The 13,252-nt window shown below is 50.8% G+C and carries 22 protein-coding genes; 1 reads left to right on the top strand and 21 read right to left on the bottom strand.

The genetic code is table 11. The features are described from left to right. Window positions 1–219: 219 nt before the first annotated feature. The gene (locus AWJ19_RS22445; protein ID WP_068727210.1) at window positions 220–528 is read right to left on the bottom strand and encodes a hypothetical protein; all 309 of its coding nucleotides are present in this window, start codon (window positions 526–528) and stop codon (window positions 220–222) included. 309 nt (window positions 529–837) lie between these two features. Further along, window positions 838–1,323 carry a hypothetical protein gene (locus AWJ19_RS22440; RefSeq protein WP_068727208.1) on the bottom strand — a complete coding sequence of 162 codons (486 nt, stop codon included), beginning with the start codon at window positions 1,321–1,323 and terminating at the stop codon, window positions 838–840. Window positions 1,324–1,556: 233 nt separating this feature from the next. On the opposite strand from AWJ19_RS22440, the gene AWJ19_RS22435 reads away from it, so the two are divergent. Further along, window positions 1,557–1,877, top strand: coding sequence for a hypothetical protein (locus AWJ19_RS22435; RefSeq protein WP_068727207.1), 321 nt, complete (start codon window positions 1,557–1,559; stop codon window positions 1,875–1,877). 167 nt (window positions 1,878–2,044) lie between these two features. Here the strand turns inward: AWJ19_RS22435 and AWJ19_RS22430 are convergent, their stop codons facing one another. From AWJ19_RS22430 to AWJ19_RS22340, 19 genes are all read right to left on the bottom strand, one after another. Then, a complete protein-coding gene (locus AWJ19_RS22430) occupies window positions 2,045–2,341 on the bottom strand; it encodes a hypothetical protein (protein WP_068727205.1) in 297 nt (98 codons plus the stop codon). 117 nt (window positions 2,342–2,458) lie between these two features. Then, window positions 2,459–2,728 carry a hypothetical protein gene (locus AWJ19_RS22425; protein ID WP_068727201.1) on the bottom strand — a complete coding sequence of 90 codons (270 nt, stop codon included), beginning with the start codon at window positions 2,726–2,728 and terminating at the stop codon, window positions 2,459–2,461. Then, window positions 2,725–3,180, bottom strand: coding sequence for an ASCH domain-containing protein (locus AWJ19_RS22420; RefSeq protein WP_068727199.1), 456 nt, complete (start codon window positions 3,178–3,180; stop codon window positions 2,725–2,727). Before AWJ19_RS22420 ends, AWJ19_RS22425 begins: the two co-directional genes overlap by 4 nt. Beyond that, complete coding sequence (locus AWJ19_RS22415) at window positions 3,177–3,617, bottom strand: YopX family protein (RefSeq protein WP_068727198.1); 441 nt, start codon at window positions 3,615–3,617, stop codon at window positions 3,177–3,179. The genes AWJ19_RS22420 and AWJ19_RS22415 overlap by 4 nt, the downstream gene beginning before the upstream one ends. A 5-nt stretch (window positions 3,618–3,622) precedes the next feature. Continuing rightward, entirely contained in the window at window positions 3,623–3,910 is a 288-nt protein-coding gene (locus AWJ19_RS22410; RefSeq protein WP_068727196.1) for a hypothetical protein, read from the bottom strand. Between the two features lie 20 nt (window positions 3,911–3,930). Then, complete coding sequence (locus AWJ19_RS22405; RefSeq protein WP_068727194.1) at window positions 3,931–4,452, bottom strand: hypothetical protein; 522 nt, start codon at window positions 4,450–4,452, stop codon at window positions 3,931–3,933. Between the two features lie 195 nt (window positions 4,453–4,647). Beyond that, window positions 4,648–6,150, bottom strand: coding sequence for a DNA cytosine methyltransferase (locus AWJ19_RS22400; RefSeq protein WP_068727193.1), 1,503 nt, complete (start codon window positions 6,148–6,150; stop codon window positions 4,648–4,650). Further along, window positions 6,147–6,413 carry a hypothetical protein gene (locus tag AWJ19_RS22395; RefSeq protein ID WP_068727191.1) on the bottom strand — a complete coding sequence of 89 codons (267 nt, stop codon included), beginning with the start codon at window positions 6,411–6,413 and terminating at the stop codon, window positions 6,147–6,149. The genes AWJ19_RS22400 and AWJ19_RS22395 overlap by 4 nt, the downstream gene beginning before the upstream one ends. A 26-nt stretch (window positions 6,414–6,439) precedes the next feature. Then, window positions 6,440–6,583: a hypothetical protein gene (locus tag AWJ19_RS35360; RefSeq protein ID WP_157890071.1), complete on the bottom strand. Its 144-nt coding sequence runs from the start codon at window positions 6,581–6,583 to the stop codon at window positions 6,440–6,442. Window positions 6,584–6,587: 4 nt separating this feature from the next. After that, window positions 6,588–7,265, bottom strand: a complete 678-nt coding sequence (locus AWJ19_RS22390) for a hypothetical protein (RefSeq protein WP_068727189.1) — start codon at window positions 7,263–7,265, stop codon at window positions 6,588–6,590. A gap of 353 nt (window positions 7,266–7,618) precedes the next feature. After that, on the bottom strand, window positions 7,619–8,050 hold the full coding sequence (locus tag AWJ19_RS35350; RefSeq protein ID WP_068727186.1) for a DUF5348 domain-containing protein: 432 nt from the start codon (window positions 8,048–8,050) through the stop codon (window positions 7,619–7,621). Window positions 8,051–8,065: 15 nt separating this feature from the next. Next, complete coding sequence (locus tag AWJ19_RS22375; protein WP_068727184.1) at window positions 8,066–8,503, bottom strand: hypothetical protein; 438 nt, start codon at window positions 8,501–8,503, stop codon at window positions 8,066–8,068. Beyond that, window positions 8,472–8,690 carry an IDEAL domain-containing protein gene (locus AWJ19_RS22370; RefSeq protein WP_068727182.1) on the bottom strand — a complete coding sequence of 73 codons (219 nt, stop codon included), beginning with the start codon at window positions 8,688–8,690 and terminating at the stop codon, window positions 8,472–8,474. Before AWJ19_RS22370 ends, AWJ19_RS22375 begins: the two co-directional genes overlap by 32 nt. A gap of 32 nt (window positions 8,691–8,722) precedes the next feature. Next, a complete protein-coding gene (locus tag AWJ19_RS22365) occupies window positions 8,723–9,547 on the bottom strand; it encodes a hypothetical protein (RefSeq protein WP_068727180.1) in 825 nt (274 codons plus the stop codon). Between the two features lie 21 nt (window positions 9,548–9,568). Continuing rightward, window positions 9,569–9,982, bottom strand: a complete 414-nt coding sequence (locus tag AWJ19_RS22360; RefSeq protein ID WP_068727178.1) for a RusA family crossover junction endodeoxyribonuclease — start codon at window positions 9,980–9,982, stop codon at window positions 9,569–9,571. A 138-nt stretch (window positions 9,983–10,120) separates the two neighbouring features. After that, a complete protein-coding gene (locus AWJ19_RS22355; protein ID WP_068727176.1) occupies window positions 10,121–10,306 on the bottom strand; it encodes a hypothetical protein in 186 nt (61 codons plus the stop codon). Between the two features lie 173 nt (window positions 10,307–10,479). Then, window positions 10,480–11,874 carry a replicative DNA helicase gene (gene dnaB / locus AWJ19_RS22350; protein ID WP_068727174.1) on the bottom strand — a complete coding sequence of 465 codons (1,395 nt, stop codon included), beginning with the start codon at window positions 11,872–11,874 and terminating at the stop codon, window positions 10,480–10,482. Beyond that, on the bottom strand, window positions 11,849–12,187 hold the full coding sequence (locus tag AWJ19_RS22345) for a hypothetical protein (protein ID WP_068727172.1): 339 nt from the start codon (window positions 12,185–12,187) through the stop codon (window positions 11,849–11,851). The genes dnaB and AWJ19_RS22345 overlap by 26 nt, the downstream gene beginning before the upstream one ends. Next, a complete protein-coding gene (locus AWJ19_RS22340) occupies window positions 12,165–13,073 on the bottom strand; it encodes a hypothetical protein (RefSeq protein WP_068727171.1) in 909 nt (302 codons plus the stop codon). The genes AWJ19_RS22345 and AWJ19_RS22340 overlap by 23 nt, the downstream gene beginning before the upstream one ends. Window positions 13,074–13,252: the final 179 nt, after the last annotated feature.

Here is a 13,252-nt window from a genome sequence, read left to right as displayed (position 1 = left end):
AAAATCTTTATCTCCATAGTTACAGAGGAGAACAAGACCATTATACTGAGCTGGAGAAATCGGAGTCAAAGTCGGCAGTGACGATTACGGACGATTCTCTCCATCAAAGCATAACCGCTCTCTTTATTGCTCACTTATTCGATAATAGCGGGGGCAGGGATTTGAACCCCGGCTTCGGCCCGGTTCTTGCTGGCGTTGCGTCCAGACACCCCGCATGCGTTAACCTACCTTATATTTTGACTTCAGCACAGCCATCATGGCATTGACTTCCGCCTGCTCCCGATCGATTCTCTCCTGGAGAGCAGCACGCTTTGCTGGATCTTTCAGAGTAGTAAGCCGATCCTGCAGCTGGCCGATAGACCTTTGTTTTTCACGAACAGCCGGATTCGTATAAAATGACGGATAGTGCTGCTTGCAGTAAGGACACTCGAAATAGGTTTCCTCGACCGCATCCTCCAGCCGACGGCTTTGAACGAAGATATGGAACCCGCCCTTACAGTTATCGCATTGAACCGGCATGCCATTCATGGGCAACCCTCCCCGATATTTATTTGATTCAAGCATTTGCTCCAGCATGATAATATCCGGCACTTACTCAGGCGGCCGGCAGCCTCCACGATCCGAACTTTAACCGATGTGGTCACGGCCATAAGGGGACAGGGAAATGACAAACCCACAAGAACGGAGTATATAGAAAAGCGAGAGGAGGTACGCCCCGGTTAATGCTGCATTGCTGCAGCCGTGCGTGTCACTCTCGCCTGATTTCCACATTACCAATATAACACGGTTGAATCCTCATGTGGTGTTCATAAAACCCCGATAATTCGCGCTTTTCCATCAGTTTCTCTTCAAAATTTCATCGAAGAATCCCATCTGACTAAGCGAGTTTGCAATCATCTTCGTGCCCTTCTTAATGTGCCGATCCACAGTACTCCCAGTTGCATATGTGAACAGAATTGTGTTGCTGCGGGTGTGCCCTTCAATGAACCGGGCCTTAATCACCTTCTTCACATCCGGATTACGGATCAGATTGTATGCCCGGAAAATCATTTGCGTATAAACACGGTACCGTCCATACGTCCATCTCTGCTTTTCGGTGATAATAACAGCATTAGCTGTCTTATCTGCATGCAGCTCGTCCGCGCTCAGCCGGCGGACAGACTCTCCATCGATGGCAACCTGAGTCATATCTGCTTCATTCTCTTCAAAATCTTGAATAAACAGGATCATGTCCCTGTACCGTTCGAGGTAGAATTCGGTCTGTTCCAGCTCCGCTTCTGATGCTTCCGCAAACAATTCCCCTTGTTCGTATACCATCGCCATTCCCCTCATTCCCCTTTGTCATGTTATAATGTCGAGAGGAATGTTTTACCGGTAATGACCACCGCCCCGGCCAAGGATATGGGGGTCTTTGCTTATTTACTGCCTGGTATCTTCGTACTGTGCATCAATCGTTATGACTCTCGATGAAAAAGCTTCTTTAAGCTAACGGGCAGATTACTTCAATGAACTATCCATGAAAAGAGTGTAAAATATCCTTATTGAGGAGGTGCCAAATGATTAGCATTCATGATAACGAGATCACGTCTTATCAGGTTGATTTGAAAAATCACAAAATAATTTTATACACAGAAGCACCAAGTAACTCCGAAAGAGTGGAAGTTTCTTTTGAAGATGTACTAGCTCATCGATTCGAAACCCAACTAGAGGGAAGTATTATCTTGGACATTCAAGAATATGGGCTGAACCGATTTTTTGAGAATAATAACGAACTATTGGAGAAACAAAAAGACTATTGCTGGCCAATGCACTATGACAGCATTGATGAATTATCAATTCAGCTTATGAAGGAAGGATATCTATATTACGTGATCTAATATGCTGTTAACAGGATCATGTAGGGCGACCATTCATCTATCTGGGAAACGTTATTTTAACAACACAGCGGCAGTCGATGACTTAGTTTTTCGTTCAGAACTGCCGCGATAGGCTGAATTTTCTCGCCGTCATATCCCTCCCTTGCTGCGCAGTATGCGTCTACTGCTCATTCCCCCGGCATTTTCAGTACCGCCAGTAGTTCCTTTCTGCGAGTCTTATAGTGAAATTCCCAATCAAAACCTTCACCGAATACCGCTGGCGGCACTTCTGCAATATGCCGTGCCTTGGATATTGTTTTCTGAGCCTCTTTTAGATCTCCCAGCGCTTTATTTAAGTCCCCGCTTTCTCCGCCTAGGTAGCTGCACATACTGTCAAACACGGCCATGATCCCTAGCGAAGCACCCTGCACCTCCAATTCCTTGCGAAACATTGCACAGGTGGATTTAAGCGTTTCTGGTGTCATGATTCTCCTCCTTCCTCATAATCACATTCTGGGTTCTGGCACTCTTCCCAATGAGAATCCGGACCTTCATCACCGCCCCATTGAGGAACCATGTGCCATCCGCAGCCCGGGCATCTTTCAATCATCGTCCGTGTCATCCTCCTCGTTATACATTTCATCCGGATGCATGCGTCCATCCTGTATTCGCTCAAGCATTCCACGGATAGTGGCATGCTCCGACAGCATCCCGACCCGGCCGGAGTACTTCAGGCGGTTGCTTTCGTTCGGCCGGCCTTTCCCCGGCTGTATCCCGCGCGCCTCGATCCTCCGGACCTTCCGGCGCAGGTACTGCCGGCGCTTATCCATGGCTTGCAGCAGCAGGTTTATGGTTTCATCAGCGGTTCTCAACCAGGTACCCCTTCCCAGTTCCAGAGGCTTAGCTGACCCTTGCACGGAATTGGCTGCGGCAACTGGTTGATGTCGCCCATCTCCCAAGCATAACGTCCGTCGTTATACCAGCCGAATGCTTCTTCCTTCTTTCCAATAGGGTCCTCTCGTATTGTATTACCGCCGTCCTTCTCAAGAACGACATCCCCGCGGAGACAACGGCCGACTTCCCAGCACTCCTCAAGCTTCGCGACGGCTATAACAGCCCCTGTTGGCAGGTTATCAGCAGTGTAACCATGCCGGACCAGCGCCTCCTTAATCTTCGGGATCTCGCAGGCATCACGGTCCACTTGCTTACCGGCATGGATCGCCAGCTCACCGCGATGCTTTGTCTGCCAGCCCCGGGTCTCAAAATGTTTCTCTCCAAGGGCTATTAGTGTTGCCCAGGGCTGCTTTATGGTTATTGCCTTCATACCTTCGCCGCCTCTCCCCCGATAAGTTCCGGGTTTTCGTATATATTGCCAATGACAGTGAGCTGCCGGAGTCCATTCTGCTTGCAAATGTCCCAGTGCCAAAGTGGGAAGATCAGTCCAACGCTCAATGTGCCACTGCCAGAGATTACTTTAACGCCCCACTGGTGGTGATCTTCCACCCAAACGACTTGCATAACAGACACTTCATCATCTGTGCAAAGGTCCCCATCGTGGATATCAATCTCTTCTTCATCCTTCAGACCGGTAAATTCCATCAGTTCAAAATCTGACATCCGAAGCACATGGTATCCTTTGCCGTCCATCTCCAAATATACGCCCAGCACCTTGGTCTCAAAATTGATCATTTCCAGCTTATCCGGCTCAATCATTACGCCCAGCGGTTTATACCAAGCCCGGTATTTCGGTTGGCTGCTCATACTGGTTATGCCTCCTCTTCATCGTCGAAACAGCTCTGCACCAGGTCATACAGCGGTATTGCTTCCCAGGAAAAGTCCGTTGTTATCTTTACCGACAAATGCGGATCGTCGTTGATAAACTCAATGCGAGCATTACCGCCCGTTTCATCGTCAAAAGTAAATTCAAAACCGTTATCAATCGGCTGCAGGTCCCGTTCCTCAATGCTGTAACTGCAGCTCAATGCCGCCTTTACTGCTTGTTTAGCAACATCAGCAATAGCGCCATTCAGCCAAATGATCAATACGTTTTCCACGTTTATCTCTCCTATAGGGGCTATGCCCGCACTTTTTTAGGTTCTTTGAATGAAAACTTATTCCAGTCTCCATATTTAGCAATGACAGCAGCCTTACCGAGCTTTCCGGCGTCACTGTGAGAGGCGACAGGCAAAGTCGCCGCTTCTCGTGGGTCCCATCCCTTTCGGATCCGGGCGCGCATGGTGTGATAGGCGATGCCGTTTTGCTCGGTCAGTCTAATAATTTCCGCCGGGATCTTCCGTATCTTCTCTGTGCCATTAGCTGCCGTAGCTTTCCGATCTTGCAGCTGCTCTGTTGCAGCCCGTTCTTCATCCCATCCCCATTGATTCACACGGGTCATGAAAGTGTAATATCCGATTCCGTTCTGCCGTGCTATTTCAGCCCAGTGTCGCCGGTCTGTCTTTTTTTCGAGTGGAGTGGTCAGTGCCCGTTGTTTATTCCATCCCAGCAGTCGGACGCGCCGGTTAAGATTTTCTGAATCTACGCCGATCGCTGCGGCCAGTTCGTACTCTTCAGGCGTGATATAAAACCAGTGGCTCATGTTCGTTCCCTCCCTGGGGCTATGACAGCCCCTCCCTTGTTAATTGCTCAGCTAATGCAGTAATGGCTGCCTGCCACCTGTCATAAGACTCTTGGCTATTTACGCTTTTTACACAGGCCGGCCTTAGTGGACAGCGCGGGCAATTTGATTTGTAATTGTCCTCACAGATTTGCTTGGCTTCCGGGCTGATAGTTGTCATAAGCTAAACTCCATCTGCCCCGCAGCAGGCTTGTAGCGCTCAAGCGCCAACTGTCGGCCGGAGCCGATGCACAATTCCGGGACGCTTGCCAGAACTTTAGCTCTCGCCATTTCAGGAGAAACTGAATTGCCGCATTTGGCTACCTGCTGATGTTTCTGTACAGGACGACCATTAGCCCGGTAGCCATCAATGATGTAAGTGCCAGGGAATCCTTGAGCTGCGTAAAGCTCACGAGCTGTGAGCATTCGGAAGCCGATGTCCACTACAACATATGGCTCTCCCATGACGTGGACAATTACTAAGCCAAAGCGATCATGTGTCGGAATTGTATGCAGAGGGCTGTTAAGGCTCTGCCCAATGCTCGACCCGTAATATTCCACCAAGAACGCATATACCAAACCATGATGATTGCCGCCGGCTGTAATGGTGTGAAGAGGCTCGTTCATAGACTGACCAATATTTGTACCTCGGAACTTGATGATATTTGCAGTGACCAGCCCGAACCTATTGGAGGTATCCAGCGTAAGCAGAGGACTATCAAGTGTCTGTCCACGAGCCTCTTGGCCTTTAATCTCCCCGTGATATTTCGTAAGGAAGGGGAGCACCAGACCATATCCGTTTTTCGATGTCATTGTTCCGAGCGGTTGATCAATACCTTGGCCTCTAAATCCATCACCGGAATGGTTAACTGTTACGATAAATGGATTAGGGTTGTCAAATCCGAACTTCACAAGACCGTGAGCTATACGACGTTGTGTACTATCTGCCAATGGGCGCTTCACTTTTAATCCGTAAATCTTTTTGATCTCTTTATCGGAATCAAAGATGCTCGGGCATGGAAGGGACCAATCAATAATTTCAGCAGCTGTCCGCCACGGCTTCCGCTTACCGGCCTGTACCTCAAGGCTATCGGGTGATCCGTGTGTCGGCTCCGGCCAGACAATGGGTTTGCCGTCCCGGCGCATTTCCATACACAGTCTGTTCCGAGAGGTAGGGGCGCCGTAATCGCATGCTACCAGTTCACGCCATTCAACCGCATAACCGAGCTGCCGCAGGCACTCGACGAAAGATTCAAAAATGCGCCCCTTCTCTTCTGGAATCGGTTGGCCCTCCTCATCCAACGGACCCCAGTCTTGGAATTCCTCAACGTTCTCAAGGATGATGACCCGTGGCTTAACTGCAATCGCCCATCGGATTACGACCCATGCCAAGCCGCGTATTTTCTTCTCGCGGGGCTTCCCGCCGCGGGCTTTACTATGATGAGTACAGTCCGGAGAGAACCAAGCCAGCCCAACAGGCCGCCCCCGGGTTGCCTTCACGGGGTCAACATCCCAAACATCCTCACAATAATGTTCCGTCTCGGGGTGATTGGCCTTGTGCATAGCAATAGCATCCGGGTCATGGTTGATAGCAATGTCCGGGCTGTAGCCTAACGCAAGCTCCATCCCGGTACTTGCCCCGCCTCCGCCGGCAAACGAATCGACGATGATCTCTCTCATACGCCCACCTGCTGCAGCTCGGCAGCCTCTGTATCATCCATGGTGATCGTTGCCATGCCGTCCCAAGACTCCCGAATCTCCTTGGCCTTGGCCGACACCGCAGCAGCCTGTTTTGGCTGCAGGACAATGCTCATGGCCTCCTCATAGTGCTGCTGGGCTTTGGCGTAAGCCCGGGAGTGAATAAAATTCATCCAGCCCCAAAACTTATCATTGCTGAATGACTTCACTTTCTGGAACGCCCTGCGGCGTTGTTGTTCGTTCATAGCAATCTCCCCTTGCCTTGTTGTAATTACAGCCACATCAGCAGCAGTCCCAGCACCACCAACGCCAGGCTAAATCGCACCAGCGTCTGCTCCGGGCTGGGCAGTTCCTCTTCCCGGACCGTGCCGACGATTCGGCCAGCGTCGTCTCTTATCCGGATAACTGTTTTCATGGGATCAGCACTCCTTCTTTTTGGCGGCTTCCTGCTCAGTAAGCCAGTCGCAGTAACGTTGGCAGTCTTCTTTATCACGAAAGAATACACTAAAGTAATTTCCCAACTCCTCAAATGAGGTGCCTGGTTTATAAATGTGTTCAGCATACTGGGTAGAGCTATAGTGATCGCTATCTGAATATCTCCGCTGATACCATGCCATCATGCTGGTTTTATCCCGGCTAATTCCGAACTCGGCAACTTGCATTTCTTCTGGCACGAAGACTTTTATCCCCACACTGCATTCGCATTCTTCTGACATCACCTTGCCCGAAGGTGAGAAGAATTTGATTTTCCGATAATCGTCACATTTATCACATTTAGGTTGAGCAAGCCTATTAGTGGTTGCCCGATAGGCGATAATATTAAAATCTTGCATCAGCTCAGTTAATCGCTCATTCCTGACTTGCCGCTTGAGATTGTCCTTCTCATACGAGAGTGCCCTTACTTTCCCGGCATACTCTGATTGGAGATTATTCCAATCCCGCTTAACCTTTTGAAGTCCCTCATTTTCTTTCCGCAGCCGGTCAAGCTCTGCTTTATGTTCATCCTTGATTGAGTTCATCAGGGATTCTTTCAGAGCATTGATCTGCTCCTCAAATTCGCTCGGTTCGTGGTAAAAATCATCATCGTACCAACTCATCGCGGATACACCTTCCTCAACTTAAAATTGACCTTCCCGTACATCGGCCGGCGGCGCCGGGATAGCTCCGCGGCAGCTTCCTGCCGCAGAACCGGGTGCGCGCCGGTATCCCACACGATCATCCGTAACTGCTGGGGAGTCGCAGCGCGCCAGTTCATCCCTTACGTCCCCCTTCCAACTGGGTGCCCAGCCGCTTGAGTTCCGCCCCGATCGGGCAAACCTTCGTGCAGTGCCTATCCACATAGAAGTGAATGTGTCCATGCTCCCGGATAATTTCAGCCCGCTGCTTACAGCCCTTGCAGTTGTCCTCTGAGATGCGAGTGATCTGGTGCAGCGTGTCGAGCCGGCTCATGTTAATCCCAGAGAGGCAGCTGTTTAACTCGTACCCGCAGCCCGGCCATCGGAGTATCAGGAATGTTTGTGATGTAGTAATCCTCACCGTTATGCTCGACACTGGAGTAAACCCAGATTTGATCGCCGTCAGAGTAAGAGTGAAGGAATTCAATCGATGATCCTGATGTGAAATAATCCCCGCTTGGCAGTTCATAGCGGCCAGAAGCATTTTTCCGGAGTGTTCCTTCTTCAATCACCGGAGCATTGACTTGCCGGAGCAACCGGCGGGCATCGTCCAGTTTGCTGCCAATCTTATTGTTCATTGACCGGAGATAATGTTCTTGAGGAGTGTCACCGTAAACACCCTCATTCTCCGCATCCTCAATCAGCTTCGCTAATCTCTTCAGCTCTGGCTCCAGCTTGATCAGAGCCATCTTGATCTTTTCCTTCATAAAAGTACCTCCCATTTATACAATCCTCGCTTTACTCCAAAATCCTTTAGTGTCGGTGTTAGCTGCTTTATTCCGGTTCATGAGGAACTCATAATGCCGCGATCCGTACTTTTCCATCTGAGCATCCCGGTTCCCGATGATCGCCTTGATCAACCGGTCGAAATCATCTGGAGAGTAATAGTAACGCGGGTGCTCACTCTCCAGCTCGGCGAAGCTGTTATCAAGCGTCGTCAGCAGATTGAATCGATAGGATAAGTGCTTCTTGCCATTGTGATCGCTGATCCGGACGCTGTTTGCCACACCATAATCAAATTTGAGATAAACACTGTTCGTCGTGTAAGCATCATACCGCTGTACCGTGATGCCCCGGGCCTTAACTGCCCTGGTGATCCGGTCGGCCAGCCTGCGGATGGATTCATCTTTAGGTGCCCGCACCTGCTTTGACTTGCCCATGTCCCTGCACCGCCTTCAGTCCGGCCAGCTCAGCCGAGTATTGGTAGAATGCCTCTGCATCCCAGTTGTCCAGTGCCTGATCTATCAGTTGCTGCAGCTGCTCTATCCGGTGTTTTAGGACGGCAGCCTCCCAAACCACTTCGATGTACTTATCCAGTGCCAGCGCATATAGTCCAAGGATAAACATGGCCGCTCCCTCCTTGTAAGAGAAGAAGCAGCTTACGCTGCTCCTCCGCCACCCTTCATTTTCTTTGCAGCCAGCTTCCGGTAAGTGCTGTACCGGGAAGAGAGCTGTCCGCTTCTCATGCCGTTCTCCAGGGCGATTTCACGCCATGTCTTGTTTTCTCTAAGGCGCTTCTCCAGCAGGTCCGGGAACGGAACGGGCTGGCCATCGAACTCCACTTCGGCAAAGATCGGACGGTCAGTAAGGATGAATTCGTCGAGCTGCTCTTTGTCGACATCTTCCTCGGCATCTCCTTCCGATTGCTGTTCGGCATCAGAACCCGTTACTTCAGAGGCGTCACCAGCAGCCTCAGATCCATCATTCTGGCCCTCTTCTTCCTGCCCGCCTTGCTCTTCATCAATCCAATTCGGCTGGAAATCTCCATCGCCTGCAGCAGCATCTTCTCCAGCAGACTCACCACCCTCTGATGAATCCCCGGCACCCCCTTCTGCTTCCCCACCGGATTCATCTCCCTGCTCAGATCCGCCGACTTCCTCCCCATCAGGCTGCTGGTCGAATATCGTTACCTGATCCGGATCATCTCCTTCACGCAGCTCTACACTGGTTACAACACCAGAAGCATCAGTCGTTACGCGGCGCCCGGTCACTTCCTGATGAATTTCTTCCTCTTCATCAAAGTTGAAAGCAGCTTGTGGATCGCCAAGGAACACGTTGATCTCCTCGCCCTGGTTACTGCTCAGAAAAAGAAGGTGTGGGAGTGCTGCTCTGAGCGGAATAAGCAGTTTCACTTCAACACTGGACTCACCAATCTTAATACCTTTTGCAATTTCTCCTGTAAATTTCGCGTGATCCTTCATCATTCGAATCATTCCCCTTTGCGTTTATTGGATTTGTCTGATCTTCACTTCGATGCGCGGACGGTTGCTGTACCGCTTGCGAACAAATGCTTCAACCACCTGACTGTCATCCTTCCAGATGACACCCTTCAGAGCGTCCTTCACCCCTTTCAGGTAGTTGTCAGCATCCGGCTTGGTTGTTGGCAGGACCTCACCCCGTTCAGCTTCTGCAGCTTTCTTTTTGCTGAAGCTCTTAGGTGTTGAACGGTAAGCAGTGATCGCAATTCCGAGTGGCCCTTCCAGCAGCGAAGCCGGCGCGTGCTCCGTCGCGGCCAGCCGTACATAATCTTTGTAGTCCCGGGATTTCTTAGGGTCATACGCCCTGGTGAAGCCACCGGCAGAACTGAATTTAGGCCGACCCTGCGCGACGGGCTCTCCGTACACCGTGAACTGAATCATAATGCTTCCCTCCCTGCTGCCGCGGCGGTTTCAGCTCTGAATCCAGTACGAACACCAACCCCGCGATCTTGCCGTTGTCATGCCAAACGGTGAAATAATTGGTTTGTTGAAAGAGTGGATCAACCAGCTTACGGGTTCTCATCCGGCTTCACCTCGCTTCCGATTGCCGATTGCGAGATCAAACTCCTCGATACCTTCATCGATCTGACGAGAGTCCAGTTCCGCGAACTTATTCAGCAAGTCGTCCCTGCTCGGGGCTACTCCGGTGCTGAGGTAAATATTCCGCATGTGATTGTACACATGCCAGTAATTCCAGGCGCTCATGATACGGCTCTCCGGATCGTCCGGGGCTTGCCGGAGTACCGGTTTATCAGTACTAATTCCTCACGAGTATCTCGCTCAACAAACCAGTTATCCATGATCAATCCATTTGCTTTAATTTCTTCCTTCTGCCGACGTGTCGGCCGCTTCCCCTGCTTCATTGCAATTCCCCTTTCTTACGCCCATTTTCGTTTATCAACATCGTCTGGAGGAGCCGGAACACTACTATGTGCTCGCTCGTAGTTGACGAATTTGTTGTACTGCTTCAAGAACACAAGCTCAGCTGTTCCCAGTGGGCCATTCCGCTGTTTCGCAATAATGATCTCGATGATGTTTTTCTTCTCAGTTTGCTGGTCGTAGTAGTCATCCCGGTACAGGAAGGCTACGATGTCAGCATCCTGTTCGATAGAACCAGATTCTCGCAGGTCTGAAAGCATTGGACGTTTATCCTGGCGCTGCTCTACCCCACGGCTGAGCTGAGAGAGTGCGACCACCGGGACATCCAGCTCCCGGGCGATCTGCTTAAGGGTCCGTGAAATCTCGGAGACCTCCTGCTGCCTGTTCTCATTGCGTTTACCAGCTCCGGATATCAGCTGCAGGTAATCAATCAGGATCAGTCCAAGGCCCTGCTGCTTTTTCAGCCTGCGGCATTTATTCCGGATCTCATGGACGGTGAGTGTCGGCGAATCGTCGATAAAGATATTGCTGTTCCCCAGGATACCAATCGCGTCAGCACCTTTCCGCCAATCCTCTTCAGCAAAGTCCGCTGTCCGCATATGATTCGCGTCCAGATTCGCTTCAGCACATATCATCCGTTGCACAAGCTGCGGCGCTGACATTTCAAGACTGAAGATTGCTACAGTCTCCTTCGCCCGAACCGCTACATTTTGAGCGACATTCAAGGCAAACGCCGTTTTCCCGACTGAAGGGCGAGCGGCAACGATGATGAGGTCACTCTTCTGGAACCCGGCGGTCAAAAGGTCAAGGTCAACGAATCCCGAAGGGATACCGCTGACACCATTCTCAGCCTTGTTTACGGCTCGATGCTCCATATCCTCGTAAACCTGGACAGCTACCTCACCGATCCGTTTGAACTCCTGCTTCGGTGCAGCCTGGTCGGATAAGCGAGAAGCATTGACTTGAGCGGATGCCAGCACCTGAGCCGGATCCTCGCTCTCGGAAGCCATCTGCGCTTGTTCAAGTCCCGTTCGGATCAACTCGCGGAGCAGGTGTTTCTCCTTCAGAATCCCGATGTAATAGTCCACGTTAGCCGCGGTTGGAACGCTTCGAGCGATCTTGGATAAGTAACTGACACCGCCGATATTCTCGAGCTGGCCGTTATCCTGAATCCTGGAAGTCAGCGTAACCAAGTCGATCGGATGCCCCTCCTCAGTGATCTGCTCGATGGCTTCGAAGATGAACCGATGCTCCGGGTTATAAAAAGCATCAACCGGCAATTCCAGCATTGCCTCGAGTGCATCGCCTTCCTTGTCGATCAGTACCGCCCCCAGGACAGCAGCTTCAGCTTCCGGGTTCTGCGGCATCTTAATGCTGGATATTAAGCCTTGCATAAAGCGCCTCCTTCATGCCTGGCGGCGGCGGCACTGCCTTTGATCGAGCATCTGCCATTTTGTGTACCAAATCTGCAGTTTGCCGGCGCATTCGTTCGCGCTCCAGTTGCTCCCCCAGGCGGCCTCGGATCTGCGATATCTTTGGCGGGAAGTCACTGGTCATGATGTGCTGACGAATATTAGACACAGCGACATCGTAGGGAATGTCCTTCAGCATATCCAAGTCTTCCTCCACCGCCTGAAGGCTGGCGTCAAAGTTGCTATAGCGCTTCTTGATTGTCTTGTAAAGCTTAGCGACTTCCAGCTTGTTCACGGGCTTCCTCCTCTCTGATCCAGCGATCCAGATCATCAATCTCTTGTTGCTGCTTCGTCTTTTTAGGCTGATGAGGGTCTTGCTTATCTCCCGGGGCGACTCCATCCATCGGCGGGCTGGTAGTTTGGGAGTTAAGCCAGGCTTCCTCAATCCCGTCCACGTAATACAAAAAGCTGGTCGGGTACTTGAAATTGTTACCTTCCCGTTCGCGCTTTGCCTGAAGCAGGCCCGCCATAGTAGTGATGGTAAAGGGTACCGGCATCCCCCCGGCGACCATCTTACCCATGGCTTCGCGTTCCCGTTGCTTAACATGAAAATCAAGTTTTGAATTAAGTTCGCAATAAGCGTTTAAAATGGCGATCATGCCATCTGCCTCTGGATCAATTTTTGGCTCAATCCATTCACTGCTGGCAGTAGTAGTAATAGTAGTACTAAGATCTTTTAATACAGTGTCGGGAAAGTGGTCCAATTTTCGGACAGGTTCACCGACAACTTGGTTAAAGTGGTCCGGATTTTGGACTACTTTTTCGGTTAATTCAGAAAAGTTGTCCGATTTTCGGACCACTTCTCCGACAACTATTAGATCAAATCTCACCTGATAATCACCTTTGGAACTCCCCCGAGGAGGAGGAGTGTAGCCGATTAACCCGGCTTTGACGAGTTTACTTCGATGTGTATTTAACGTATCCCGGCTCTTTATTCCGGTCTGAAGTGTAAGCTCTGTATTCGTCATCTGGAATGCCTGCCGCCAACCTAACTTGCTTGATTTGCGCCATAAGGCAACCATGATAGCTATTCCTTCGGGGCCATATTCCTCCGGCCCGCCTATCGCTTCATACTGGTTAAGGAGGCCGGCCATTGTTGGTTCTCTGGCTGACTCCGTCATGCACTCCCCCCTCCCGCAGCAGCCACTATTTTTTGCTTGCTCTATCATCCTGAATGTAAATGTGTGGGTACTTCGCTCGGATCACTGTAAAGCCAGGATGCCCGCGAGCAAAGTGCGCTTTGACTGCCTCCTTGAATGCGTCCGGATCGGAGGATCGCAATTGCCATACATGCTCCGCA

The sequence above is a fragment of the Paenibacillus sp. DMB5 genome (assembly GCF_001517085.1).
Taxonomy (GTDB): Bacteria; Bacillota; Bacilli; order Paenibacillales; family Paenibacillaceae; genus Paenibacillus_AQ.
This window is presented reverse-complemented; position numbering and strand designations above follow the sequence as displayed.

Excerpts from the sequence above, each read along its gene's own strand:
- AWJ19_RS22440 (WP_068727208.1), bottom strand. The coding sequence starts at position 1,323 with ATGGCGATGGTATACGAACAAGGGGAATTGTTTGCGGAAGCATCAGAA.
- AWJ19_RS22415 (WP_068727198.1), bottom strand. The coding sequence starts at position 3,617 with ATGAGCAGCCAACCGAAATACCGGGCTTGGTATAAACCGCTGGGCGTA.
- AWJ19_RS22370 (WP_068727182.1), bottom strand. The coding sequence starts at position 8,690 with ATGTTTATCCTTGGACTATATGCGCTGGCACTGGATAAGTACATCGAA.
- AWJ19_RS22420 (WP_068727199.1), bottom strand. The coding sequence starts at position 3,180 with ATGAAGGCAATAACCATAAAGCAGCCCTGGGCAACACTAATAGCCCTT.
- AWJ19_RS22435 (WP_068727207.1), top strand. The coding sequence starts at position 1,557 with ATGATTAGCATTCATGATAACGAGATCACGTCTTATCAGGTTGATTTG.
- AWJ19_RS35360 (WP_157890071.1), bottom strand. The coding sequence starts at position 6,583 with ATGAAAACAGTTATCCGGATAAGAGACGACGCTGGCCGAATCGTCGGC.
- AWJ19_RS22430 (WP_068727205.1), bottom strand. The coding sequence starts at position 2,341 with ATGACACCAGAAACGCTTAAATCCACCTGTGCAATGTTTCGCAAGGAA.
- AWJ19_RS22405 (WP_068727194.1), bottom strand. The coding sequence starts at position 4,452 with ATGAGCCACTGGTTTTATATCACGCCTGAAGAGTACGAACTGGCCGCA.
- dnaB (WP_068727174.1), bottom strand. The coding sequence starts at position 11,874 with ATGCAAGGCTTAATATCCAGCATTAAGATGCCGCAGAACCCGGAAGCT.
- AWJ19_RS22360 (WP_068727178.1), bottom strand. The coding sequence starts at position 9,982 with ATGATTCAGTTCACGGTGTACGGAGAGCCCGTCGCGCAGGGTCGGCCT.
- AWJ19_RS22375 (WP_068727184.1), bottom strand. The coding sequence starts at position 8,503 with ATGGGCAAGTCAAAGCAGGTGCGGGCACCTAAAGATGAATCCATCCGC.
- AWJ19_RS22400 (WP_068727193.1), bottom strand. The coding sequence starts at position 6,150 with ATGAGAGAGATCATCGTCGATTCGTTTGCCGGCGGAGGCGGGGCAAGT.
- AWJ19_RS22445 (WP_068727210.1), bottom strand. The coding sequence starts at position 528 with ATGAATGGCATGCCGGTTCAATGCGATAACTGTAAGGGCGGGTTCCAT.
- AWJ19_RS22365 (WP_068727180.1), bottom strand. The coding sequence starts at position 9,547 with ATGATGAAGGATCACGCGAAATTTACAGGAGAAATTGCAAAAGGTATT.
- AWJ19_RS22395 (WP_068727191.1), bottom strand. The coding sequence starts at position 6,413 with ATGAACGAACAACAACGCCGCAGGGCGTTCCAGAAAGTGAAGTCATTC.
- AWJ19_RS22340 (WP_068727171.1), bottom strand. The coding sequence starts at position 13,073 with ATGACGGAGTCAGCCAGAGAACCAACAATGGCCGGCCTCCTTAACCAG.
- AWJ19_RS35350 (WP_068727186.1), bottom strand. The coding sequence starts at position 8,050 with ATGAAGGAAAAGATCAAGATGGCTCTGATCAAGCTGGAGCCAGAGCTG.
- AWJ19_RS22390 (WP_068727189.1), bottom strand. The coding sequence starts at position 7,265 with ATGAGTTGGTACGATGATGATTTTTACCACGAACCGAGCGAATTTGAG.
- AWJ19_RS22355 (WP_068727176.1), bottom strand. The coding sequence starts at position 10,306 with ATGAGCGCCTGGAATTACTGGCATGTGTACAATCACATGCGGAATATT.